Source organism: Isoptericola luteus, assembly GCF_020297055.1.
Lineage (GTDB): Bacteria > Actinomycetota > Actinomycetes > Actinomycetales > Cellulomonadaceae > Isoptericola > Isoptericola luteus.
In genome coordinates, this window is record NZ_JAIXCQ010000006.1 from 123,020 (window position 1) to 146,563 (window position 23,544).

The window sequence follows — 23,544 nt, forward strand, 5'->3', positions numbered from 1 at the left end:
GCCCCGCGACGTCAGCGGCGCCGTCGGGTACCGAAGACCGTGCGCGTGATCTCCCGCGCGAGCGTGGTGCCCACCGTCGTCAGGATCGATTCCAGCGGGCTGCGGGCCGGGCGTCCGCCGGACGGGCGGGTGGACCGCGGTGCGGGGGAGCGACGCTCCGCCTGCTCGGCCGCCTCCTCGGCCTCGGCACGGGCGTCGGCGGCGTCCTGGCGCTCCTGGTCGGCGCGGGCGCGCTCGGCCAGGAGCTCGGCAGCGGACTCCCGGTCGACGGAGGCCCCGTAGGCGGCCTGGCCGGGCGACGCCGCGACGGTCGCGGTCAGGGTGGCGGCGGGGGCCGGGTCCATCGAGGACTGCGGCGCGCGCACGCGGGTCCAGGCCACCGGCGTCGGGGTCCCGTCCTCGTCGAGCAGCGTGACGACGGCCTCGCCCGTGCCGAGGGACTGCAGCAGCCGCTCGAGGTCGTAGGGCGAGCGGGGGAACGTGCGCACGGCCGCGCGCAGGGCGGTCGCGTCGTCGGGCGTGAACGCGCGCAGCGCGTGCTGCACGCGGCTGCCGAGCTGGGCCAGCACGTCGGCGGGCACGTCCTTGGGCGACTGCGTGACGAAGAAGACGCCCACCCCCTTGGACCGGATGAGCCGCACGGTCTGGACCACCTGCGTGAGGAAGTCCTTGGACGCGCCCGTGAACAGCAGGTGCGCCTCGTCGAAGAAGAACACCAGGCGCGGCCTGTCCGGGTCGCCCACCTCGGGCAGCTCCTGGAAGAGCTCGGCGAGCAGCCACATGAGGAACGTCGAGAACAGGGCGGGCCGGTCGGCGATCTCGGGCAGCTCGAGCGCGGAGATCACCCCGCGCCCGTCGAGCGCCGTGCGCAGCAGGTCCGCCGTGTCGAAGGCGGGCTCGCCGAAGAAGACGTCGCCGCCCTGCGCCCCGAGGCCGGAGACCTCGCGCAGGATGACGCCCGCCGTCGCGGTCGAGATGCCGCCGATGCCCTTGAGCTCCGCCTTGCCCTCGGGCGAGGTGAGATAGGCGATCGTGGCCCGCAGGTCCTCGAGGTCGAGCAGGGCCAGGCCCTGGGCGTCCGCCCAGTGGAAGATCAGCTGCAGGCTGGACGACTGCGTCTCGTTGAGCCCCAGGACCTTGCTCAGCAGCAGGGGGCCGAAGTCGGTGACGGTCGTACGGACGGGGACGCCCGTGCCGAGCCCGCCGAGGGCGTAGAACTCGACGGGGAACGCGGTGGGCTCCCAGTCCTGGCCGATGCTCGACGCGCGTGAGGCGATCTTCTCGTTCGCCGGGCCGGGGACCGCGAGACCTGACAGGTCCCCCTTGACGTCCGCGAGGAAGACAGGGACGCCCGCCGCGGACAGCCCCTCGGCCATCCCCTGCAGGGTCTTGGTCTTGCCCGTGCCGGTGGCGCCCGCCACCAGACCGTGACGGTTGAGCATCGACAGCGGGAACCCGACCTGCACCGACGCGTCGGGCGTCGCCTCGCCGCCCACCTCGCCGGTGAGCAGCGCGCCCAGCGCCAGCGTCGGGCCGTCGTGGGTGTACGCGGTGCGGACCTCGTCGCCGTAGCCGGGCTCGACGCCGGCGGGGGCTTCCTGAGGCGCCGCGCGGTCCGCCTCGCCCGCACTCTTCGGTGCGGCACGGCGTGCCTCGGCGGGTGCGGCCCGGTGTGCCTCCGCCGCCTCGAGGGCTGCCTGGGCGGCCGCGGCCCTCGCTTCCGCCGCCTGTGCAGCGGCCTGGGTGGCGGCCGCCCGCAGCGCGGCGAGCTCGGCGTCGTCGGCGGTCTGGCCCATGGCGGGCACGCTAGCGCGGGGGTGGGGCGCGTGCGCGCCGAGCCGTCGAGAGGGAGCGGTGCGGAGCCGGCCGCCGGGGCGCCACTAGACTGCGGGTGCCATGCCCTCAGCCCCTCCCACGGTTCGCGTCGTCACCGACTCGACCGCCTGCCTGCCCGCCGCACCGCGGGACGCCTCGAGCCCCGTCGTCGTCCCCCTGAGGGTGGTGTCGGGAGACTCGGCCTGGCTCGAGGGCGTGGACATCACCCCCGAAGAGGTGGCTGAGCGCATTCGTGCCGGCGAGCGGCTGAGCACCTCTCAGCCGCCGGCCCAGGACTTCTCCGCCGCGTACCGCGACCTGGCCGCCGCCGGGGCGCGCGCCGTGGTGGCCGTCCACCTGTCGGGGATGCTGTCCGGCACGGTGGACGCGGCGGCCGCCGCGGGGCAGCGGGCCATGCTGCCCGTGCGGGCCGTGGACTCTGGCACGGTCGCGATGGCGCTCGGGTTCGCCGCGCAGGAGGCGGCGCGCTGCGCGGCGGACGGCCAGGACGCGGCGCACGTCGCGAAGCGCGCCCGCCAGGTCGCGGCGTCGTCCCAGACGTACTTCCTCGTGGACTCGCTGGAGCACCTGCGTCGCGGTGGCCGGCTGTCGGGCCCGGCGGCGGCGCTGGGCACCGCGCTGGGCGTGCGGCCGATCCTGACCGTGCGTGACGGTGCGATCGAGCTCGCGCAACGCGTGCGCACCCGGCGGGCGGCGACCGACCGGCTGGTCGAGCTCACCGTGGCCCGCGCCCAGACCTGTGCGCGTCCCGCGGTCGCCGTGCACCACCTCGGCGTGCCCGAGCGCGCCGAGGAGCTCGGGCGGGTGCTCGCCGACCGGACCGGGGTGACACCCGTCGTCACTCCCGTCAGCGCCGTGCTCGGGGCGCACGCCGGCCCCGGGGCGCTCGCCGTCGTGGTCGCGGAGCTCGGCGGCCACGTGCACGAGGACCCCTGGTAGGACGGCGGAGCCGGGCGGCGACCCGGCCGACCACTGAGGTCGTGACTCCGGCGGCAAAAGGAGCCGAACCTGTGCACAGGGCGGCGCCGTCCACAGCGTGACCCGGAACTCCTGGTCGGGCCCGACGGCGGTCCTACCGTCGCCGGGTGACCTCGACCGCCCCCCGCGACCCCCTGCCCCACGAGCCGCGCGCCGCGGCGTCGACCGGTGCCCGGACCGGTGCCCCCGACCTCGACGAGGCGGTGGCGCGGCTGCGTGCCTGGCGGGTAGGGCTCGGGGCGACCGCTCCGGGGCAGCACCGGCCGGCGGCACCACCGCCAACGTCGTCCGAGGCCGCGCACACCGGCGCGACGGTCGCCACCGACGCGACCGTCGCCACCGACGACCTCGCGGGCCGGTTGGCCGCGCGGCGCTCGGCCCGACACGTGGCGGCGGCCTACGCCGCCGTGCACGGGCACCCGATCACGGGGGCGGAGGCGGGCGAGACCGCGCCCGGTCGACGACGCTGGAGGCTTGGCCTGCGCGCCGCGGTGGTGGCCTCCGTGGCCGTGCTCCTGCTCGGGATCGTCGCGTCGGCGCTGGCGCTCGGCGGGCCGGACGACGTGACCACCCTCGCGGGTGCGGGCCCGGGAGCGACCGCCGGGGGAGTCGACGCCGTCGGCGAGCTGCCGTCGTCAGGCTCGCCGTCGGCAGGCTCGCCGTCCTCCGGCTCGGCGTCGGCGCCGTCGTCGTCCGGAGCGACGTCCGACCAGGCGTCGGCGGCCCCCACGCCCGAAGGGGCGGGCACTGACGCCCGGGCGGAGGTCGTGGTGCACGTGGTCGGGGCGGTCGGCGAGCCGGGCCTCGTGACCGTGCCGGCCGGTGCGCGCGTGGCCGACGCCATCGAGGCGGCGGGCGGCGCGACGTCGAAGGCCGACACGGCGGCGCTCAACCTCGCGCGAGCGGTGGCCGACGGGGAGCAGATCGTGGTGCCCGAGCCCGGTGACGTCGTGGTTCCCGCGCCCGAGGCCGGCACCGGGACCGCGGCCGGTGGAGGAGCGGACGGGCCGGGCGCGGCGGTGCTGGACCTCAACGCGGCGAGCGCCGCCGACCTCGACGGACTGCCCGGCATCGGTCCGGTGCTCGCCGAGCGGATCGTCGCGTGGCGAGCGGCGCACGGCCCGTTCACCGCCGTCGAGGAGCTGGACGAGGTGTCCGGCATCGGTCCTGCCGTGCTCGAGCGGCTGCGCGACCTGGTCCGCGTGTGAGTGCGGCCGCGCCTGTCGACCTCCGTCTCGTCCCCGCCGTCCTCGTCGCCTTCGCCGCCGCGTGGTGCGTGACCGGCCCGGCACGCGGCTGGGCGGGAGCCGCTGCCGTGGTGGGCGTCGTCGGCCTCGCGCTGGTCGGGTTCGCGCTCGCCTCGCGCACCTGGATCGCGCGGCTCCGGTCGCCACGCTCCCGGACGGCGCGCGTCGCGACCGCGCGATCGAGGACGGCCGGCGCGCCGGGTGCGGGCACGGTGGCGCACGTCGTCCTGGCCCTGGCGTGCCTGGCGGCCGTCGGTACGGGCGCGCACGTGCAGCTGGCACGGCAGGAGCCGCTCGCCGCGGCGGCGGGCTCCGGTGCGCTCGTGCACCTGACCGGGCGGGTCGCCTCCGAGCCCCGCCCCGCCGTCTTCGGCCCGGGCAGCCGCTGGGTGCTGGCGACGTCGTCCGTCACCGTGCGCGGTGCGGCGACCGGCACGGCGGGGCTCGTCGAGGTCACCGCACCGGGGGACCCGCCGCGCTACGGCGCGCTGGTCGCGCTGCGCGGGGTGCTGCGTGTCGAGGGCCCAGGCGACGGTGTCCTCGCCCGTACCTCGGTGGACGGCCCTGTCCCCGAGCGGGCACCGCCCGGGGCGGCGCTGCGGGCGACCGACCGCCTGCGCTCGGCGCTGCTGCAGGTCACCGACCCGCTGTCCGAGCAGGCCCGTGGGCTGGTGCCCGGGGTGGCGGTCGGCGACACGTCACGACTGTCGCCCGACCTCGACGAGGCGATGCGCACGACCTCCCTGACGCACGTCACCGCCGTCTCGGGCGGGCATTTCGCGATCGTCGTCGCCACCTTGACCGCCCTGTGCGCGGCGCTGCGGGTGCCGCGGGTCGTACGGGTGCTGGCGGTCGCGACGGTGGCCGTCGGCTTCGTGCTGCTCGTGCGACCGGAGCCGAGCGTGCTGCGGGCGGCCTGGACCTGCGCGGTCGGGCTTCTGGGGCTCGCTCTCGGCCGGCCGTCGGCCGGGCTGCCCGCTCTCGGCGCGGCGGCGATCGCTCTCCTGGTCGTCGACCCGTGGCTGGCCCGGTCGTACGGGTTCGTCCTGTCGTGCGCGGCGACCGCGGGGCTGGTGCTGCTCGCCGGGCCGCTGGCCCGCCGCCTCGCGCCCTGGACGGGGCGACCGCTCGCCTTCGCGCTCGCGGTGCCGTGGGCGGCGCAGGCGGCCTGCGGCCCGGTGCTCATGCTCCTGGACCCGCGCGTGCCGCTCACCTCGGTGCCGGCGAACCTGCTGGCCGCGCCCGCGCTGGTGCCCGCCACGGTGCTGGGTCTCGTCGCGACGCTGCTGGCCCCCTGGGCGCCGGGCCCGGCCACCGCCGTCGGGTGGTGCGCCGGGCTGGCGACGGGCTGGATCGCGATGGTGGCGCGCTGGTTCGCCGCCCTGCCGTGGGCGTCCGTCCCGTGGCCGGGTGGCATCGGCGGTGCCCTGGCGCTGGCGTTGCTGACCGGCGTCTCGGTGGTGCTGGTGCTGCGACGAGGTCCCGCCGAGGGGTGGCCGCGACGGTGGAAGGAGGCGGGCCCGCGGGTCGTGGACCGGGCATGCCGGGCCGTGCGCCGCCGCCGGGACCGTCGGCAGGTCGTCCACCTGCTGCTCCTCGCGGGCGCGGGAGCGGCCGGGCTGGCGCTGATCGTCGCTGCGGCCGCGCCCCGGCTCGGGCTGGTCCCCGGCGCCGTGCCCGACGACTGGCAGGTGGCGGCCTGCGACGTCGGCCAGGGTGACGCGCTGGTGGTCCGCACGGGGCCGGCGTCGGGCATCGTCGTGGACGTCGGCCCCGAGGGCGGGGCGGCGGGGCGCTGCCTGGACCACCTCGGGGTCGAGCGGGTGGACCTGCTGGTGCTCAGCCACTTCCATGCGGACCATGTCGGAGGCCTGCCGGCGGTGCTGCGCGGCCGCACCGTCACCGAGGCGCTCGTCTCCCCGCTGGAGGCTCCCGCGGGGCAGGCCGAGGCGGCACACGTGGCTCTGGACGACGCCGGCGTGCCGGTCCGGGCCGCGAGCCCCGGCGACCAGGGGAGCGTCGGGGACGTCGGCTGGCAGGTCCTGGGCAGCGGTGTGGGCGGTGGTGTCATCAGCGCGGCGTCGGTCGGTGGCGGGGGCGGTGGCGCCGAGGGCGACCGCGCCAACGACGCGAGCGTGTCGCTGCGCGTGCGCACCGCCTCCGGGCTCGACGTCGTCGCGCTGGGTGACCTGGAGGAGCCGGGCCAGGACGCGCTGCTGCGCTCGCTCGCCGCCGTCCAGGGCAGCGACCTGGCGGGGGTCGACGTCGTGAAGATGGCGCACCACGGCTCGCGGGCTCAGTCCGCCGCCCTGGCCGGGTTCCTCGCGCCGCGGGTCGCGCTGGTGAGCGTGGGCGTGGACAACACCTACGGGCACCCGACGCGCGACGCGCTGGACCTGTACGCGGGCGTCGGGTCGGCGGTGGTGCGCACGGACGAGTGCGGCACCGCCGTCCTGGTGGACCGCGGCGGCGAGATCGGCCTGGCGTGCACCTCGCCGTCCTGAGCGGACACGCTCCGCAGGGACAGGTGGTCAGGATCGATATCGAGCCGCCAGGGCTTCGGCGCGCTCGCGCATCGCGTCGCGGACGGAGTCCGGTGCCAGTACCTCGGCATCCGTCCCGAGCTGCCACACCGCCCAGACCGCGTGCCGCAGGTCGTCGAACGTCACGTCGAGCCGGACCCAGCCGTCGGGCTGCGGCTCCTCGGCGCGCACGGCCCGCGCGGTGCTCAGGAGCTCGTCCCGGCGTGCCGGCCGGACCCGGACGACCACGGGGATGTGGTCTTCGGAAAGGAACTGGGCACTGCGCTCGGCCCAGATACGGTCGAGGTCGACCTGCGCAGGGCGCTGTGCCCGGTCGGGGAGTGCTTCGGCGCTGCTCATGCGTGTCAGCCGGTAGGTGCGGTCCTCCCCGGACCTGGTCGCCAGCAGGTAGGTGCGGCCGCGCACGGTGACCAGGCCGACGGGATCGACGGTGCGCAGGCTCGGCGTCGAGCCGGGTGGCGCGTAGTCGAAGCGGAGCCGACGACCGGCAAGGACGGCGGCGCGCACCTCGCTCATCACTTCGTCGGCAAGGTTCTCGGTGATCGCTCGTCGCGACAGCAGGTCGGTCTCCGGCTCGACCAGGAAGCGTCGGGCGGCGTCCTCCAGGCTCGCCTGGTGTCCCTCGGGCAGCGCATCGACGACCTTGCGCATCGCCGAGGCGAGCGGCGCGCTGAGGCCGAAGATCTGCTCGCCTCGGCCGGATCCTGCGGTGAGCAGCGCGAGGGCTTCGTCGTGGTTCAGGCCGGTCAGCTCCGTGCGGAACCCGGGCAGCAGCGAGTAGCCGCCGTGGCGGCCGCGGTCCGCGTAGACGGGGACGCCGGCGGTCGAGAGCGCGTCGATGTCGCGCAGCACGGTGCGCTCGGACACCTCGAGCTCCTGTGCCAGCCGCCCCGCGGTCATACGACCTCGCTGGCGCAGCAGCAGCACCAGCGAGACGAGTCGGTCTGCTCGCATCGGTCCATCCTTACCAGAAATCACGACAGGAGATGGCGTGATTCGCGGGGACGCTGGACGTGCGGTGTCAGGACGACGGCCACCGGGCCGCCGGGCACCCGCGGTCGAAGGATCGGAGAAGCGATGGAACGCACGGCAGTCAATCCGGTGACGTGGTCCAAGGAGCTGGGCTTCAACCAGGGCGAGCTGGTCTCGGGCGGGACGCGGACCCTGTACCTCTCCGGGCAGACGGCGATGAGCGAGGACGGTCGACCCGAGCACGACGGGGACGTCGCGGCCCAGCTCGAGCTGGCCCTGGACAACCTCGAGGCCGTGCTCGCCGAAGCGGGCATGTTGCTGGCGGACCTGGTCCGCCTCAACGTCTACACCACGGACGTGGACGCGCTGTTCGGGCACTACGGCGTGCTCGCCGGGAGGCTCGGGGCCGCCGGCGTCTCTCCCACGACCACGACGCTCGGAGTCACCCGGTTGGCGATCCCCGGCCAGCTGGTCGAGCTCGAGGGAACCGCTGTCGCATAGCGGCACCTCGTCCACCTCTTGTCGTCGGGGGGCGGGGGGGGGGCCCCCCCGCCCCCCCCCCCCCCCCCCGCGGCGGCCGGGGCCCCCCCGCCCCCCCCCCCCGGACCCCCCCCCCCCGGGGGCCCCCCGGCCCCTCACGGGGGGGGGGGGGGGGCGGCCCCCCCCCCCCCCCCCGGGGGGGGGCCCCCCCCCCCGCTCACAGCACGGGTGGCCGTCGGTCCACCTCGGACACCCGGAGCAGCAGCGAGCGGTCCGGGTCGAGCACGGGCATCGCCAACCCGGCGTCGGCGAGCAGGTGCCCGGGCAGGGTGACGCCCCCGTCGTCGAGCCAGGGCAGCGACGCTCCCCAGCGGGACGCGACGCCGTCCGCGGTGGCGACGGGCCCGTCCGGGCGCACGCGGTACGTGCGCCGCGGGTCCAGGCCCGGCAGCCGCACGGGACCCGGGGACCAGGTCGGCGACGTCGCGGTGCACACCCAGGCGAACAGGGCGTCGTCGCGGTCCGGCGCGACGACCCCGTGCAGCCGGTAGGCGGGATCGGCGTGCTCGCCGTGCACGACGGTGCCGGAGTGCAGCAGCCCCCGCACCCGCTTGTAGTACGCGACCCACTGCGCCACGCGCGCCTGGTCGGCGGCACTCGCACCGGTGAGGTCCCACTCGATGCCGAAGTGCCCGAACAAGGCGGTCGCCGCGCGGAAGTCCAGGGGCAGTGCGCGGCCCGACGTCGGCGCCACCGGTGAGCTGACGTGCGCCCCCAGCAGCTCGTAGGGCACCAGCAGGCTGGTCCAGCGCTGGATGTCCTGCCGCTCGTGCGCGTCTGTGGAGTCCGACGCCCACACGCGCTCCGTGCGCTGCAGGACCTCCAGGTCCACGCGCCCGCCGCCCGACGCGCACGACTCGACCTCCAGGGCCCGGTGCCGGTGGCGCAGCACGTCCAGCAGCCGCTGCAGGGCGGCGTTCTGGCGGTGCGCGGCGGCCCGCCCGTCCGCGGGGACGACCGCCCCCACGAGCTCCCGGTTGTGGTCCCACTTGAGGGAGGCGACCGGGTACTCCACAAGGAGGGCGTCGAGCCGGCCGAGCACGTGCTCGAAGGCGTCCGGGTGCGTCAGGTCGAGCACCTGCTGGTGGCGGGCGGGGCCCAGCGGCGCGCCGTCGGCGCCCGTCAGGAGCCAGTCGGGGTGCGCGCGCGCCAGGTCGGAGTCGGGGTTGACCATCTCCGGCTCCACCCACAGCCCGAAGTCCATGCCGAGGGAGCGCACGTGCTCGACGAGCGGCCACAGCCCCTTCGGCCAGACGTCGGGCGAGACCACCCAGTCGCCGAGCCCGGCGGAGTCGTCCCGGCGGGCGCCGAACCAGCCGTCGTCGAGCACGAACCGCTCGGCGCCCACCCGGGCCGCCGCGTCCGCGAGTGCGGTCAGCCGCTCCAGGTCGTGGTCGAAGGTCACGGCCTCCCACGTGTTGACGACGACGGGCCGCGGCGAGCGCGGGTGCTGGGGCCGGGCTCGCAGCCAGGCGTGCACCCGCCCCGACGCCTCGTCGAGCCCGGTGCCGTGCGTGCCGTACACCCAGGGGCTGGTGTACGACTCCCCGGCCGCGAGCCGCACCTCGCCCGGCTCGAGCAGCTCGCCGCCGCCCAGCACGGAGCGACCGTGGTAGCTCCGCTCCGCGAGCAGGCGCGGGTTGCCGGACGTCGCGGCGTGCAGCGCCCACACCTGCCCGCGGCGATCGCCGAACCCCGCCTCGCCCGCCGCCAGCAGGAACGCGGCGTCGAAGCCAGGCCGCCCCCGGTGCGCCGCCCGCAGGTGCGTGCCGTGCCCGAACGGCGCCCGCTGCGGGGCGCGCTCGCGCAGCTGGTGCCCCGTGAAGTCGAGCAGCTCGGTCGCCCGCGCCGGGACGGGCAGCGTGAGCAGCACCTCGGCGAGATCGAACGGCACGTCGCCGGCGGTGCCGTCCGGCCCGGCTCCTGGGGCCCCTTCGGGGGCACCGACCGGCCCGTTCGCCGGCACCGAGGTCAGCCTGGCCCGCAGCCGCACCAGGCCGGAGTCCGCCTGCTCCACCTCGAGCCGCAGGCCGAGCCGCGCCGCGTCGTCGACCGCCTCGACGACCAGGCCGTGCCGCCAGGGGGCCGCGCGCCCCGAGACGTCCGCGCCCGTGACGCGGAACCGCGTCCCGGCCGCCACGCCGCCCCGGTGCCCGCCGACGCCGGGCGTCCCGGGCCAGCCTGCCGACGTCTCCGGCAGGACGGCGACGGGCATCGGCCCGTCCACGGGGTTGCCGAACGGCTGCTCGGCCAGCGCGCCGGCCAGCGCGGCGCCGTCGTCGCCGAGCTCGCCGAGGTCCGTGCCCCAGTGCAGGACGACGGGCAGGCGGTCGCCGTCGAGCTCCAGCAGCAGGCTGACCCCGCCCGCGCGCAGATGGACGTGGCGTGCGCTCACGCCGTGGCCTCCGCCGTGACCTCCGCCGTGACCTCCGACGTGACCTCCGCAGCGTCCACCGCCGTGACCCGCGCAGGCCGCACGAGCTGGTTGAGCGAGCGCAGCACGCGCGGGTGCGTGAGCACGGCCGGGTCGAGCCGGGCGTCGTCGGGCACGGTCACGCGCAGCTCGACCCGCTCCCCGGGCAGCAGCGTGACGAGCATGGCATCCACCCTGGCGTCGGGGTGGGCCTTGTCGGCCAGCAGCGTGAGGTCGCGCACCAGGTGCCGCGCGGTCACGTCGACGACGTACCCGCCCTCGACGGGCCGCACCTCGGCCTCGACCAGCCCCGACCCGCTGTGAGCGGGCGTGACCAGCGCGCTGTCGCGCGGCTCGGCGAAGAACCACAGGCCCCGCACGCCGTCCAGCGTCGCCGTGACCAGCTCCGCGGCCGCCTCGCCCGGCGTGCCGACCTCGGTGGGCAGCACGACGGTGGCTGCCGCGCGCGGCGCGACGTGCACGGGCACCGTCGCGTCCGCCACCGGGGCGCCGTCGAACGTGAGACGACGCAGCACGACGTCGCCCGCCCAGGCGGCGTCGGTGTCGTTGACGACGACGGCCGCGAGCGCGTCCGTGCCGTCCCGGCGCGCCTCGCCGCCGTCCGCGGCACGCGGCTGCAGCGTCACGAGCCGGTCGGCGTGCGCGTGGGCGAGCGCGTGCAGCAAGGGCTTGGGCCGCCCGTCGCCGTCGACGGCCGCCCAGGACGTCACCGGCCAGCAGTCGTTGAGCTGCCACACCACGGACCCCGTGCAGCGCGGCGACCAGGAGCGCAGGTGCTCCACGGCCGTACGCACCGCGGTGGCCTGGTTCCACGACATGGCCCAGTGCCAGTCCTCCATGTCGTCGGGCAGCGGCACGTGCGCCACCAGGCCGTCGGTGAGCTTGTCGTTGCCGCCCATCGCCTTCTGGTGCACCTGCATCCCCGGCGACTCCGGCGTCAACGGGTCGTCGCTGATCGACCGGGTCAGGGTCGACCAGGTCGGCGGGCCCTGCCAGCCGAACTCCGCCATGAACCGGGGCACGACGTCCCGGTAGTGCGGCCAGTCCTCCCGGTTCCACAGCTCCCACGAGTGCATCGACCCGTGGTCCGGGTCGTTGGGGAACACGTCCAGGCTGCCCGACCAGGGGCTGGACGGCGTGTACGGGCGGGTGCCGTCGAGCTCGGCCACGACGCCGGGCAGGAGGTCCGTGTAGTAGCCGAGCCCCCAGCTCCTGCCGTCCAGCCGCTTGATCCAGCCCCACGTCTGGTGGCCCCAGATGTTCTCGTTGCTGCCGTTCCAGAGCACGAGGCTGGGGTGCGGGGCGAGCCGGGCGACGTTGTCCCGCGCCTCCGCCTCGACCTCCGCCCGCAGGGGCTCCTCCTCGCTGTACGCCGCGCAGGCGAAGGCGAAGTCCTGCCAGGTGAGGATGCCGCGCTCGTCGCACAGGTCGTAGAAGTCGTCGGCCTCGTAGACCCCGCCGCCCCACACCCGCAGCAGGTTCATGTTCGCCGCCTCGGCCTGGTCCAGCCGGGCCGCGAGGCGGCCCCGGTCCACGCGGGCCACGAAGGCGTCGTCCGGGATCCAGTTGGCGCCCTTGACCCACACCGGGCGGTCGTTGACGACGATCGTGAACGACGTGCCGTGGGCGTCCGGCACCATGTCCAGGCCCACGGACCTGAAACCGGTGCGGCCGCTCCAGGCGTCCAGGGCCGGACCCTGCGCGGCACCGGTCGCGTCGGTGCCCGACAGGCCCACCTCGACGGCGTACAGCGGCTGGTCGCCGTGCCCGCGCGGCCACCACAGCGCGACGTCCGGCACCTCCAGGTGCACGACGGCGGAGCTCTGCCCCGCAGGCACCGCGGCGCGGGCGGTGCGCTCGGCCCCGTGGCCGGACAGGCGCACCGTGACCTCGAGGGGGCCGGCGACGCCCGGGGCCCGCTCGACGTCGACGGCGAGGTCGAGGAGCCCGCGGCCGGCGGCCACGTCCGCCGTGGCCAGCGGCCGCACCGACGCGAGACGTGCCGTGCTCCACGACTCGAGGCGCACGGCCCGCCAGATCCCGGCCGTCGCCGCGTCGATCCCCCAGTCCCAGCCGTAGTTGTACGCGGCCTTGCGGATCGCGTTGAACGGGTGGTGGTTGACCTGCGGCCGGTAGCCGAGCGCCAGGCTGCGGGCGTCGGCCTCGCGCACGGGCGACGCGAACCGCACCACGAGCTCGTTCTCGCCCGCACGCAGCAGGTCGGTGACGTCGAACCGGTAGCGCCGGTGCTGGTTCGCGGTGCGGCCCACCTCGGCGCCGTTGAGGGTGACGGTCGCGACCGTGTCCAGGCCGTCGAAGGCGAGGTCGTGCCAGTCCCCCGTGCCCGGACCTGACCGGAAGGTGGTGCGGTACTCCCAGTCGCTCTGCCCGATCCACTTGAGCAGCGCCTCGTGGTCGTCGAGGTACGGGTCGACGATCAGCCCGGCGGCGAGCAGGTCGGTGTGCACGCAGCCCGGCACCGTGGCCGGGACGTCGCGGCCGGCGAGGTGCTCGGGCACGGGGCCGCCCGCTCCCCGGACGGTCCACCCGTCGTGCAGGAGAAGCGTGTGACGGGCAGCAGCGATGGGGGCCATACGGGGTTCCTCCGGGAGCGGGCGGTCGTGGGTGGTCGTGGTCGAGCGGGTCAGGCGGGGCGTCCGACGGCGATCCGGACGCTGCCGCCGGCGGCGACGAGCTCGCCCTGGAGGACGAGGGCCGCCGCGCCGATCGCCGCCGCCTCGTTCGCGTGCGGTGAGATCACGACCTCGACGCCGTGGTCGCTGCGCGCGAAGAACGACGTGTCGAGCCGCTCCTGGACGACAGGCAGGTACAGGGAGCCCGCGAGCGCCATCGCCGGACCGGTGAGCACCAGGCGGTCGATGTCCAGCACCTGTGCCAGCGTCTGGGCGGCGATCGCCACGTACCGGGCGGAGCGGTGCAGCATGCTGGCCGCGACCGCGTCCCCGCCGATCGCGGCCCGCGCGAGCACCGCGAACCGCTCCGACGTCGGGCGGCCGGGCCCGCCGAGGTCGAAGCCCGCGGCCTCCGCGGAGGCGACCACCACCTGCGGGCCGCCGAGCGCCTCCAGGCAGCCGCGCGCGCCGCACCAGCACTCGGGGCCGTCGGCCTGGACGCACACGTGCCCGATCTCGCCGGCGTTCGAGCTGGCGCCGCGCAGCGGCACGCCGCGCACCACGGCTCCCGCCCCGATGCCGGTCGCGAGGTAGAGGGCGGCGAACGCACGACTGCCGTTCGCCCCGCCCGTCCAGTGCTCCCCCACCGCGGCGGCGGTCGCGTCGTTGTCGAGCAGGATCGGCAGGCCCGTGGCCTCCCCCAGCCGCTCGCCGAGCGGGAAGCCCGCCCACCGCCCCATGGCTGGGCCGGTGAGCACCGTCGGCGACGACCGGGCGAGCGGCCCCGGCGAGACGACGCCGAGCCCCAGGACCTTCTCCCAGCGGGCCCCGGCGCTCTCCACGAGCTCCCGCACGGTGCGGGCCATGCGCCGGACGACCGCGGCCGGCTCGGCGTCCGGCCGCGTCGCCCGCTTGAGCCGCGCCACCACGCCGCCGTCCAGGTTCACCAGGGCGTACGTGATGTCCGCCGAGTCCAGGTGGACCCCCAGGGCGTGCCGGCTCGCCGGCACCAGCTCCAGCAGGACCCGCGGCTTGCCCCCGGTCGACTCGCCGCGGCCCGCCTCCTGGACGAGCCCGTCGACGATGAGCCGGCGCACCGTCGTGGACACCGTGGCCCCGGTGAGCCCGGTGGCCGCAGTGATCTCGACCCGGCTGATCGACCCCGCGGCCCGGATCGCGTCGAGCACGAGGGCACGGCTCGACGGCGTCGCACCGGGGTGCCCGGGCGCCTGGATCACCTTCGTCATGGTCGACCTCCCGGGTCAGGGTGACACGACTGGGGCGCGATGCCGCGCCCGGCCGCGCCGTGCGCCGTGCCATCGGCGCGTCCGTCGCCGTCACGCGAGCTCGGCGAGCCGACGCTCGGGGTCGGGCGACGCCGCGCGCAGCGTCTGGGTGTACTCGTGCCGCGGGTGCAGCAGGACGTCGTCGGCCGGGCCCCGCTCCACGATCGAGCCGCGGTACATGACCATGATGTCGTCGCTGAAGTGCCGGGCGGTAGCCAGGTCGTGGGTGATGTACAGGACCCCGAGGTTCTCCTCGCGCTGGAGGCGCCCGAGCAGGTTGAGCACCCCGAGGCGGATCGAGACGTCGAGCATGGACACGGGCTCGTCCGCCACGAGGATGCCCGGCTCCGGCGCCAGCGCCCGCGCGATGGCGACACGCTGGCGCTGGCCGCCCGAGAGCTCGTGCGGCCGGCGGGCGGCGAACTCCTCGGTCGGGTCCAGCCGCACGCGGGTCAGCAGCTCCAGCACCCGGGACCGCACCTGCGCGGCACTCATGCGCGGGTGGTGCAGGGCGACCGGTCGCGCCAGGTGGTGCTCGATCGTGTGGTGCGGGTTGAGCGAGCCGAACGGGTCCTGGAACACCATCTGCACCTGGCTGCGGTAGGCGCGCTGGGCCGACCGCGAGCGCCCCACCGGGCGCCCGCCGAGCAGGATCCTGCCCGACGTCGGCGACTCCAGCCGCATGAGCAGCTTGGCGATGGTGGACTTGCCGGACCCCGACTGCCCGACGAGCGCCGTGGTGCGGCCCGGCTCCAGGGTGAACGACACGTGGTCCACCGCGCGCAGGCGCTCGCCCCGCCACCCGTCGCGCAGGTGGTACTCCTTGACGACGTCCTGCATCTCGAGCGTGGTCATCGCTCCCCCCCGGAGTCGGCGAGGTCCGCGGACCCGCTGCGGACGAAGTCGCCGTGCGCACCCGTCAGGCTCGGGAACGACGACAGCAGCGTCTTCGTGTAGTCGTGCTGCGGCCGGGTGTAGAGCGTCATCGCCGGCGCCTCCTCGACGATCCGCCCGGCCCGCATGACGGCGATGCGGTCGCTGATCTCGAGGAGCAGGGGCAGGTCGTGCGTGATGAAGACGACGGCGAAGCCCAGCTCGGCCCGCAGGCGGGAGATCTCCTGGAGGATCTCGCGCTGCACGACGACGTCGAGGGCCGTCGTGGGCTCGTCCATGATCATGACCTGCGGGTCGAGCGCCATCGCCATGGCGATCATCACGCGCTGACGCATGCCGCCCGACAGCTCGTGCGGGTACGCCAGCAGCCGGTTGCGGTCCACCCCGACGCGCTCGAGCAGGTCTCCGCTGCGCAGCACGCGCTCGCGCCTGGTCATCGACGGGCGGTGGGTGGCGAACACGTCGCCGAGCTGGTCCCGGATCTTCTTCACCGGGTTCAGCGAGTTCATCGCGCCCTGGAAGACCATCGAGATCTTCTCCCAGCGGAACAGCCGCAGGTCGTCGCCGTCGAGCACGCTCGTGTCCACGACGTGCCCTTCGCGCGAGTGGAACCGCACCGCGCCGCCCGTGACGACGGCCGGCGGCTTGAGCAGCCGGTTGACGCCGTACGCCAGCGTCGACTTGCCGCACCCGGACTCGCCGGCGAGCCCGAGGACCTCGCCGCGGCCCAGCGTGAGCGAGACGTGGTCGACCGCCCGCACGGTGGTCTCGGCGCGGTACTCGACGCTGAGGTCCTCGATCGTGAGCACGGGGTCGACCTCGTGCCGCGGAGGGCGCACGGCCGGCCCCTGCGCCTGGCCGTCGGCCGTCGGTGCCTGCGCGGCGCTCATGCCGTCGCCTCCGTGGGGGTGTCGGTGGTCCCGGCCGCCACGGGTGCGGGCCGGTCGAGGTGCCAGCGCTTGCGGGCCCGCCGCGTCTGGCTGCGCAGGCGCGGGTTGATGATCTCGTCGATGGAGAAGTTGATCAGCGCCAGCGCGGCGCCGAACAGCGCGATCATCAGGCCCGGCGGGACGAACCACCACCACGCGCCCAGGCGCAGGGCGAGGCCGTTCTGCGCGTAGTAGAGCATCGTGCCCCAGGTGAACGAGCCGGTGGCTCCCAGCCCGAGGAACGACAGCCCCGCCTCGCCGAGGATCGCGAAGATCACCGCGAACATCGCCTGCGACGCGAGCAGCGGCACGAGGTTCGGCAGGATCTCGACCAGGAGCACCCGGGACGGCGGCTCGCCGGCCACGCGGGCGGCGAGGACGTAGTCCCGGGACCTGACCGAGAGCGTGTAGCCGCGCAGCACCCGGGCGGACCCGGCCCAGCTCGTGACGGCGAGGACCACCGCCACCAGCCAGACGCTCTTGTTCGGCACGTAGCTGGAGATGATGATCACGAGCGGCAGGCCGGGGATGACGAGCATGACGTTCGAGAACAGGGAGAACGACTCGTCCACGAACCCGCCGGCGTAGGCGCCCACCACCCCGAAGAAGCCGGAGAGCACCAGGGCGATCACCCCGACCACGAGGCCGATGATGAGGGAGCCCCGGGAGGCGTAGGCGAGCTGGGCGAACACGTCCTGGCCGGTCTGCGTCGTGCCGAGCAAGTGCTCGGCGCTCGGCGGGGTCAGCCCGATGTCGTCGACGCGCGACGGGTCGGCGACGAAGAACGGTCCGACGACCGCGAACAGGACGGTGACGGCCACGATGGCGAGCCCCACCACGAGCTTGGGGGTGAGCGGGACCGACGGGCCGCGCCGGCGCCGCGCGGTGCTCCTCGCCGGTGCGGCGTCCGGGGTGCCCGGCGTCGCGCCGTCCACCTCGCGGGCGCGCGACGTCCTGGGCGGCTGCGGTTCTTGCGTGCTGATCGACATCGTTGTCCTTTCAGCTCCGGTTCCGGGTGCGCGGGTCGATCACCGAGTACAGGAGGTCGACGAGCAGGTTCGCGCCGAGCACCGAGATGGTGATGACGAGGAAGATGCCCTGCATGAGCGCGTAGTCGTTCGAGTTGACGGCCGACAGCAGCGCCGAGCCGACGCCGGGGTAGGAGAACACCGCCTCCGTGACGAGCGAGCCCCCGACGACGAACCCGAGCGAGATCGCGAAGCCCGAGATCGAGGGCAGCATCGCGTTGCGGGCGGCGTAGGTGCGCATGATGCGCCCCGGGGCGATGCCCTTTGCCTCGGCCGTGAGGATGTAGTCCTCGGACAGCGTCGAGACCATCATGTTGCGCATGCCGACCATCCAGCCGCCGACGGACGACAGGACGATGGTGATGGCCGGCAGCGTGCCGTAGAAGATCACCGACGAGACGAAGGGCGCGTTCCACCCGATCTCGGTGGTATAGACGTCGTAGCCGCCGTGGAGGGGGAAGACGGCCCACACCGAGCCGAGCAGGTACAGCAGGATGAGCGCCAGCCAGAAGTACGGCACCGACTGGAACATCGTCGTGACCGGGACGAAGTTGTCCAGCCACGACCCCCGCTTCCAGCCGGCGAGGGTGCCGAGCCCCACGCCGAGCAGGAACGAGATGATCGTCGAGAGCCCGACCAGGCCGATCGTCCAGGGCAGGGTCTGGCCGATCACCTGGGTGACCGGTGCGGGGAAGTACGTGACGGACACCCCGAGGTCGCCGTGGGCGAGCTGGGCGAGGTAGTCCAGGTACTGCTTCCACAGCGGCGACGAGGTGTCGGCGCCGAGGAGGAGCTCGATGGCGTGCCGGGTGGCGGGCGTGACCTGCCCCTTCTGGGCCAGCTTCGAGACGAGCTGATCCACCGGGTTGCCCGGCATGAGCCGTGGGATCAGGAAGTTCAGGGTCAGCGCCGCCCACAGGGCGATCGCGTAGAACCCGAGCTTTCGTGCGACGAACGTCATGGTGCGACCTCGCGAGTTCCTCCTCGGCGCCTACGGTGGGCCTGCGGCGTCAGCCGGCGGGCTGGATCGTCTTGAGGACGATGCCGTTGTCCCACGCCTTCCACGACGCGGCGAAGGCGTACTTGTCGTCGTTGCTCGGCCAGCCGGTCACCGTCGCGTTGTTGAACTCGGTGAGCGTCGAGTTGATGTAGATCGGCACGTACGGCAGGTCGGTCACGATCTCCTCCTGGACGATCGCGTACTGCGCCTTCTGCTCGGCCTCGTCGGACGTCGAGGCGGCCGCCGTGATCGCCGCGTCGACCTTCGGGTTCGAGTAGCGCGCGTAGTTGCCGCCGGAGGCCTGCTCGCCCACCTTGGCCGAGTTCGCCGACAGGTACTTGCCGTTGTACGTGTAGTACGGGTTGTCCGAGGCGCCCAGGCCGATCGAGTCGAGCGAGAGCTGGTAGCTCCCCTTGACCTGGTTGTCGTTCCACTCGTTCCAGGCGAGCTGGGTGGGCTCGAGCTCGATGCCCACCTCCGCGAGCTGCTGCTTCATCGTGTCGTTGAGCGAGATGTAGTCCGACCAGCCGGACACCGTCTGGATCGTCATGCTCAGGCGCTCGCCGTCCTTGGCGCGGATGCCGTCGTCGCCGGCCTCCCACCCCGCGTCGTCCAGGATCTGGTTCGCCTTGGCCACGTCCGCCCCCGCGGGCGTGGTGGCGTGCGCGGGGTCCGCGATCCAGTCGGTGTCCCGCTCCGGCAGCAGCAGCGTCGGCGAACCGGTCCCGGCGAAGCCGCCGCCCGCGAGTTGGTTGAGCTGCTCGCGGTCGAGCGCCCAGTACATCGCCTGCCGGACCGCGGGGTCGGTCTGCGGCCCCTCGCAGCCCAGGTCGGCGTTCGAGCAGGTGAAGATCGACGTCGTCAGGGCGGGGGTGTTGACGTACGAGATGTGCTCGTTGCCCTCGAGCATCTGGTCGAGGCCCGGCAGGAACGAGCTCATCCAGTCGACCTCGCCGGCGAGCAGCGACGCCGACGCGGCGTCCGCGGTGTCCAGCGAGATGTAGCGGACCTCCTGGACCGAAGGCTTGCCCTCGATCCAGTAGCTCTCGTTCTTCTGCAGGACGTAGCTCTGCGACGAGAACTCCTTGAGCGTGTACGGCCCGGTGCCCACCGGCTCGGGGTTGATCGTGGTGATCGGGTCGTCGATCCCGGACCAGACGTGCTCGGGCACGATCGCCTGGTTGCCCAGCACCTGGGCCTCCTGCATGAAGGAGTCCGGCTCGGGGAACGTCAGGGTCACGTGCGTGTCGTCGGTGGCCTCGGCGGTGGCGGCGGTGCCGGACGTGTTGAGCTCCGGGGTCTTCTGCAGCAGGTTGAACGTGAAGGCCACGTCGCCGGCCGTGAACGGCTCGCCGTCGGACCAGGTCACGCCCTCGCGGGTGGTGACGGTCAGCTCCGAGCCGTCGTCGTTCCACTCGGCGCCGGTGGCGAGCAGGGGCGTGGGGTCGGAGGTCTCGGCGAGGTTGTACCAGAACAGCGGCTCGTAGATCACGCCGAGGGTGGGCTGCAGGGCCGTGGGCGAGAACGGGTTCCAGTTCTCGTTGATGGTGCCGGTCGAGCCGTTGAAGACGGTGATCGACGCGTCCTTGTCCCCGGGTGCGGACGACCCGCCCCCCGTGCCGCCGGCCCCGCCGGAGCAGGCCGTGAGCGCGAGCGCTGCGGCGGTGGCCGCGGCCACCGCCGCGAGCACCCGGCGCCGGGTCGTGCGTGGCGTCATGTCGGTCATCAGGTGTCCTTCTGTCGGTCGCCGTCGTTGGCGAGACCTGGACGCCGGGTCCTCGGTCCCCACCCCCATCGGTGGGCCGAGCTGTCGAGCCGGCGTTACTTTTGTAGTCGATCTAAGAAAGTCCGGTCAAGGGGTGTCTCACTCCGTGTCCGGCGACCGTCGTCCCCTGATAGACCAGTTCGGCCGAAATGACCGCGCTAGACGGTGGCGAACTTCGATCGGTGCGTGAACGAACTCGCGGCGAGGTCCGCGGCCGGTCGGCGGCCGGTAGCGTGAGGCCGTGCAGCGCGCGAACCTTCCTGAGGTGCCTCCCGACGTCGTCGGGCTCGTCCTGGCCCGGCCCGCCCGGATGCTCGCGATCGAGCCGTTCTTCATGGAGCTCGTCGCAGGGATCGAGGAGGTGCTGGGCGCCGTCGACATGTCGCTGCTGCTGCACGTCGTCCACGACCTCGACGCCGAGCTCGCCACCTACCGGCGCTGGGCGGCGAACGGCACCGTCGGCGCGACCGTCGTCACCAACGTGCGCACCGACGACCCGCGGCCCGCGGCACTGCGCGAGCTCGGGATCCCCTACGTCGTCGCCGGCGGCCCCCGGCCCGACGACGACGCCCCCCACGTGTGGATCGACAACGCCCGGCCCGTGCGCGACGTCGTCGCCTACCTCGCGGGCCTCGGGCACGGCGTCATCGCGCATGTCACGGGCCCGGCGGTGTTCGCGCACACGCGCACGCGCACGCAGGCCTTCGCCGAGCGGTGCCGGTCCGTGGGCGTCGAGGCGCGCACCATCGAGGGCGAGTACACCGAGGAGTCGGGGGCGCGGGCGGTCCAGGAGCTGCTCGGGCTCGACCCCCAGCCCACCGCCGTCGTCTTCGACAACGACGTCATGGCCATCGGCGGCCTGGAGCAGGCGCGGTCCTCAGGGGTCGACGTCCCCGCCCGGCTGTCGGTCGTCGCCTGGGACGACTCGGCGCTGTGCCGGCTCTCCTCTCCCCCGCTGTCCGTGATGCACCACGACGTGCACGGGATGGGCCGCCTCATCGGCGAGGCCGTGCTCGACGCGATCGGGGGCGCGGCCCCGGTCACCCGCACCGCGCCCTTCCCCCGGCTGATCGTGCGTGGCTCCACCTCGTCCCCGGCCGCCGTCGATCCCGCGGCCCCGGCCGCCGTCGATCCCGCGGCCCCGGCCGCCGTCGATCCCGCGGCCCCGGCCGCCGAGAATCCCGACCCGGATCGTGGAACAGTGGGCCCATGACCGGGCCTGCCGAGCACCCCACGCCCCCGCCGCCTCCGCCCGTCGACCCCGAGGTGCTCACTGCGATCGCGCAGGGCACCACGCACGACCCGCACGCGGTGCTCGGCCCGCACCTGCTCGACGACGGATCCTGGGCCGTCGTGCGGGTGCTGCGCCCGTTGGCCGACGAGGTCGTCGTGATCACCACCGGCACCGACGGCGCCGTCGAGCACGCGGCCTCCCACGACGCGGCGGGCGTGTGGAGCGCCGTCGTGCCCGCCCTCGACGACGACGACGGCACCCGGCACGCTCCGGACTACCGGGTGCGCACGCGGTACGAGGACGACGATCAGACGGCGGACGACCCCTACCGGTTCCTGCCCACGCTCGGCGAGGTGGACCTGCACCTCGTCGCCGAGGGACGTCATGAAGAGCTGTGGCGCGTGCTCGGGGCCAACCCGCACCGCTATCCCAGCGCGCTCGGGGACGTCACGGGCACGGCGTTCGCGGTCTGGGCGCCGAACGCGCGCGGCGTGCGGCTCGTGGGCGACCACAACCGGTGGACGCCCGTGCACCCGATGCGCTCGCTCGGCTCGAGCGGGGTGTGGGAGATCTTCGTCCCCGGCGTCGGCCCGGGGACCCGGTACAAGTACGAGATCCTCGGCGCCGACCGGGTGTGGCGCGCCAAGGCCGACCCGCTGGCCAAGGGCACCGAGGTCCCGCCGGCCACGGCCTCCGTCGTCGTGGGCTCCGACCACGAGTGGGGCGACGACGCCTGGCTCGCCGCGCGCGCCGGACGGGACCCGCACACCGGCCCCGTCAGCGTGTACGAGGTGCACCTCGGGTCGTGGCGGCCGGGCCTGGGGTACCGCGAGCTCGCGGACGAGCTCACCGCGTACGTCGTCGACCAGGGGTTCACGCACGTCGAGCTCCTGCCCGTGGCGGAGCACCCGTTCGGCGGCTCCTGGGGTTACCAGGTCACCAGCTACTACGCGCCCACCGCGCGGTTCGGGCACCCGGACGACTTCCGGTACCTGGTGGACCGGCTGCACCAGAGCGGCGTCGGCGTCATCCTCGACTGGGTGCCCGCGCACTTCCCGCGCGACGAGTTCGCCCTCGCGCGGTTCGACGGCTCCCCGCTGTACGAGCACCCCGACCCGCGCCGCGGTGAGCAGCCGGACTGGGGCACGCTCGTCTTCGACTTCGGACGCCGGGAGGTGCGCAACTTCCTGGTCGCCAACGCCACCTACTGGTTCACCGAGTTCCACGTGGACGCGCTCCGGGTCGACGCCGTGGCGTCGATGCTCTACCTCGACTACTCCCGCAAGCCCGGCGAGTGGGAACCGAACGTCCACGGCGGCCGGGAGAACCTGGAGGCGATCGCGTTCCTCCAGGAGGCCAACGCCACCGCCTACCGGCGCCACCCGGGCGTGATGCTCATCGCCGAGGAGTCCACCGCGTACCCGGGCGTGACCCGCCCCACCGACGCGGGCGGCCTCGGCTTCGGGCTCAAGTGGAACATGGGCTGGATGAACGACTCGCTGCGCTACGTCGCGCACGACCCGATGTACCGCCGTTACCACCACCACGAGCTCACGTTCTCCCTGGTGTACGCGTTCTCGGAGCAGTACCTGCTTCCCATCAGCCACGACGAGGTGGTGCACGGCAAGGGGTCCCTGCTGCGCAAGATGCCGGGCGACCGCTGGCAACAGCTCGCCGGCGTGCGCGCCTTCCTCGCCTACCAGTGGACGCACCCGGGCAAGCAGCTGCTGTTCATGGGCAGCGAGTTCGCGCAGGACGCCGAGTGGAACGAGGGCGCCGGGCTCGACTGGTGGTTGCTGGAGAATCCCGGCCACGCCGGCGTCCAGCGCCTCGTGCGCGACCTCAACGCCCTCTACCGCACCACCCCCGCGCTGTGGGAGCAGGACTTCGACACCGCCGGTTTCGAGTGGCTCGACGCCGACGACGCCGACCACAACGTGCTGTCGTACGTCCGCCGCGACCGGGAGGGTCGCCCCGCCGTCGTGATCGTCAACTTCGCCGGCACCCCGCACGAGAGCTACCGCCTGGCCCTGCCCCAGGGCGGTACGTGGGCCGAGGCCCTGAACACCGACGCCCAGGACTACGGCGGCTCAGGGGTGGGCAACCTGGGGCAGGTGGAGGCGGCCGCCGTGCCCTGGAAGGGGCGCCAGCACTCGACGACGCTGCGCGTCCCCCCACTCGGGGCCCTGGTCCTCACCCCGTCCGCCTGACCCCTGCTTCGGCTG

16 protein-coding genes are annotated in these 23,544 nt (G+C 74.6%); 6 read left to right on the forward strand and 10 right to left on the reverse strand.

Annotation, left to right across the window (positions count from 1 at the left end):
* Positions 1–11: 11 nt before the first annotated feature.
* Complete coding sequence (locus LEP48_RS10415; RefSeq protein ID WP_225565528.1) at positions 12–1,796, reverse strand: helicase HerA-like domain-containing protein; 1,785 nt, start codon at positions 1,794–1,796, stop codon at positions 12–14.
* A 100-nt stretch (positions 1,797–1,896) separates the two neighbouring features.
* Here LEP48_RS10415 and LEP48_RS10420 point away from each other — a divergent pair, with 100 nt between their 5' ends.
* The 3 genes from LEP48_RS10420 (at position 1,897) to LEP48_RS18805 (ending at position 6,565) form a co-directional block, all read left to right on the forward strand.
* On the forward strand, positions 1,897–2,775 hold the full coding sequence (locus tag LEP48_RS10420; protein WP_225565529.1) for a DegV family protein: 879 nt from the start codon (positions 1,897–1,899) through the stop codon (positions 2,773–2,775).
* Between the two features lie 146 nt (positions 2,776–2,921).
* Positions 2,922–4,022, forward strand: a complete 1,101-nt coding sequence (locus tag LEP48_RS10425) for a ComEA family DNA-binding protein (RefSeq protein ID WP_225565530.1) — start codon at positions 2,922–2,924, stop codon at positions 4,020–4,022.
* Positions 4,019–6,565, forward strand: coding sequence for a ComEC/Rec2 family competence protein (locus tag LEP48_RS18805; protein WP_225565531.1), 2,547 nt, complete (start codon positions 4,019–4,021; stop codon positions 6,563–6,565). The genes LEP48_RS10425 and LEP48_RS18805 overlap by 4 nt, the downstream gene beginning before the upstream one ends.
* Before the next feature lie 27 nt (positions 6,566–6,592).
* On the opposite strand, the gene LEP48_RS10435 is transcribed toward LEP48_RS18805, so the two are convergent.
* On the reverse strand, positions 6,593–7,558 hold the full coding sequence (locus LEP48_RS10435) for a helix-turn-helix transcriptional regulator (protein WP_225565532.1): 966 nt from the start codon (positions 7,556–7,558) through the stop codon (positions 6,593–6,595).
* Between the two features lie 123 nt (positions 7,559–7,681).
* Here LEP48_RS10435 and LEP48_RS10440 point away from each other — a divergent pair, with 123 nt between their 5' ends.
* Positions 7,682–8,077, forward strand: coding sequence for a RidA family protein (locus LEP48_RS10440; RefSeq protein ID WP_225565533.1), 396 nt, complete (start codon positions 7,682–7,684; stop codon positions 8,075–8,077).
* A 196-nt stretch (positions 8,078–8,273) separates the two neighbouring features.
* On the opposite strand, the gene LEP48_RS10445 is transcribed toward LEP48_RS10440, so the two are convergent.
* The 8 genes from LEP48_RS10445 to LEP48_RS10480 all read right to left on the reverse strand — a co-directional run bounded on the left by LEP48_RS10445 (position 8,274) and on the right by LEP48_RS10480 (position 20,046).
* Entirely contained in the window at positions 8,274–10,511 is a 2,238-nt protein-coding gene (locus LEP48_RS10445) for an alpha-galactosidase (protein ID WP_225565534.1), read from the reverse strand.
* Positions 10,508–13,144, reverse strand: a complete 2,637-nt coding sequence (locus LEP48_RS10450; protein WP_225565535.1) for a glycoside hydrolase family 2 protein — start codon at positions 13,142–13,144, stop codon at positions 10,508–10,510. The genes LEP48_RS10445 and LEP48_RS10450 overlap by 4 nt, the downstream gene beginning before the upstream one ends.
* 50 nt (positions 13,145–13,194) lie before the next feature.
* Complete coding sequence (locus tag LEP48_RS10455) at positions 13,195–14,430, reverse strand: ROK family transcriptional regulator (protein ID WP_225565536.1); 1,236 nt, start codon at positions 14,428–14,430, stop codon at positions 13,195–13,197.
* A 90-nt stretch (positions 14,431–14,520) separates the two neighbouring features.
* The gene (locus LEP48_RS10460) at positions 14,521–15,324 is read right to left on the reverse strand and encodes an ABC transporter ATP-binding protein (protein ID WP_225565537.1); all 804 of its coding nucleotides are present in this window, start codon (positions 15,322–15,324) and stop codon (positions 14,521–14,523) included.
* Positions 15,321–16,253, reverse strand: a complete 933-nt coding sequence (locus LEP48_RS10465; protein ID WP_225565538.1) for an ABC transporter ATP-binding protein — start codon at positions 16,251–16,253, stop codon at positions 15,321–15,323. Before LEP48_RS10465 ends, LEP48_RS10460 begins: the two co-directional genes overlap by 4 nt.
* Entirely contained in the window at positions 16,250–17,281 is a 1,032-nt protein-coding gene (locus LEP48_RS10470) for an ABC transporter permease (RefSeq protein WP_225565539.1), read from the reverse strand. The genes LEP48_RS10465 and LEP48_RS10470 overlap by 4 nt, the downstream gene beginning before the upstream one ends.
* 10 nt (positions 17,282–17,291) lie before the next feature.
* On the reverse strand, positions 17,292–18,281 hold the full coding sequence (locus LEP48_RS10475) for an ABC transporter permease (protein WP_225565540.1): 990 nt from the start codon (positions 18,279–18,281) through the stop codon (positions 17,292–17,294).
* A gap of 49 nt (positions 18,282–18,330) precedes the next feature.
* Positions 18,331–20,046: an ABC transporter substrate-binding protein gene (locus tag LEP48_RS10480; protein ID WP_225565541.1), complete on the reverse strand. Its 1,716-nt coding sequence runs from the start codon at positions 20,044–20,046 to the stop codon at positions 18,331–18,333.
* A 280-nt stretch (positions 20,047–20,326) separates the two neighbouring features.
* Between LEP48_RS10480 and LEP48_RS10485 the strand changes: the two genes are divergently transcribed.
* Complete coding sequence (locus LEP48_RS10485; RefSeq protein ID WP_225565542.1) at positions 20,327–21,298, forward strand: LacI family DNA-binding transcriptional regulator; 972 nt, start codon at positions 20,327–20,329, stop codon at positions 21,296–21,298.
* A complete protein-coding gene (glgB, locus tag LEP48_RS10490; protein WP_225565543.1) occupies positions 21,295–23,529 on the forward strand; it encodes a 1,4-alpha-glucan branching protein GlgB in 2,235 nt (744 codons plus the stop codon). Before LEP48_RS10485 ends, glgB begins: the two co-directional genes overlap by 4 nt.
* Positions 23,530–23,544: the final 15 nt, after the last annotated feature.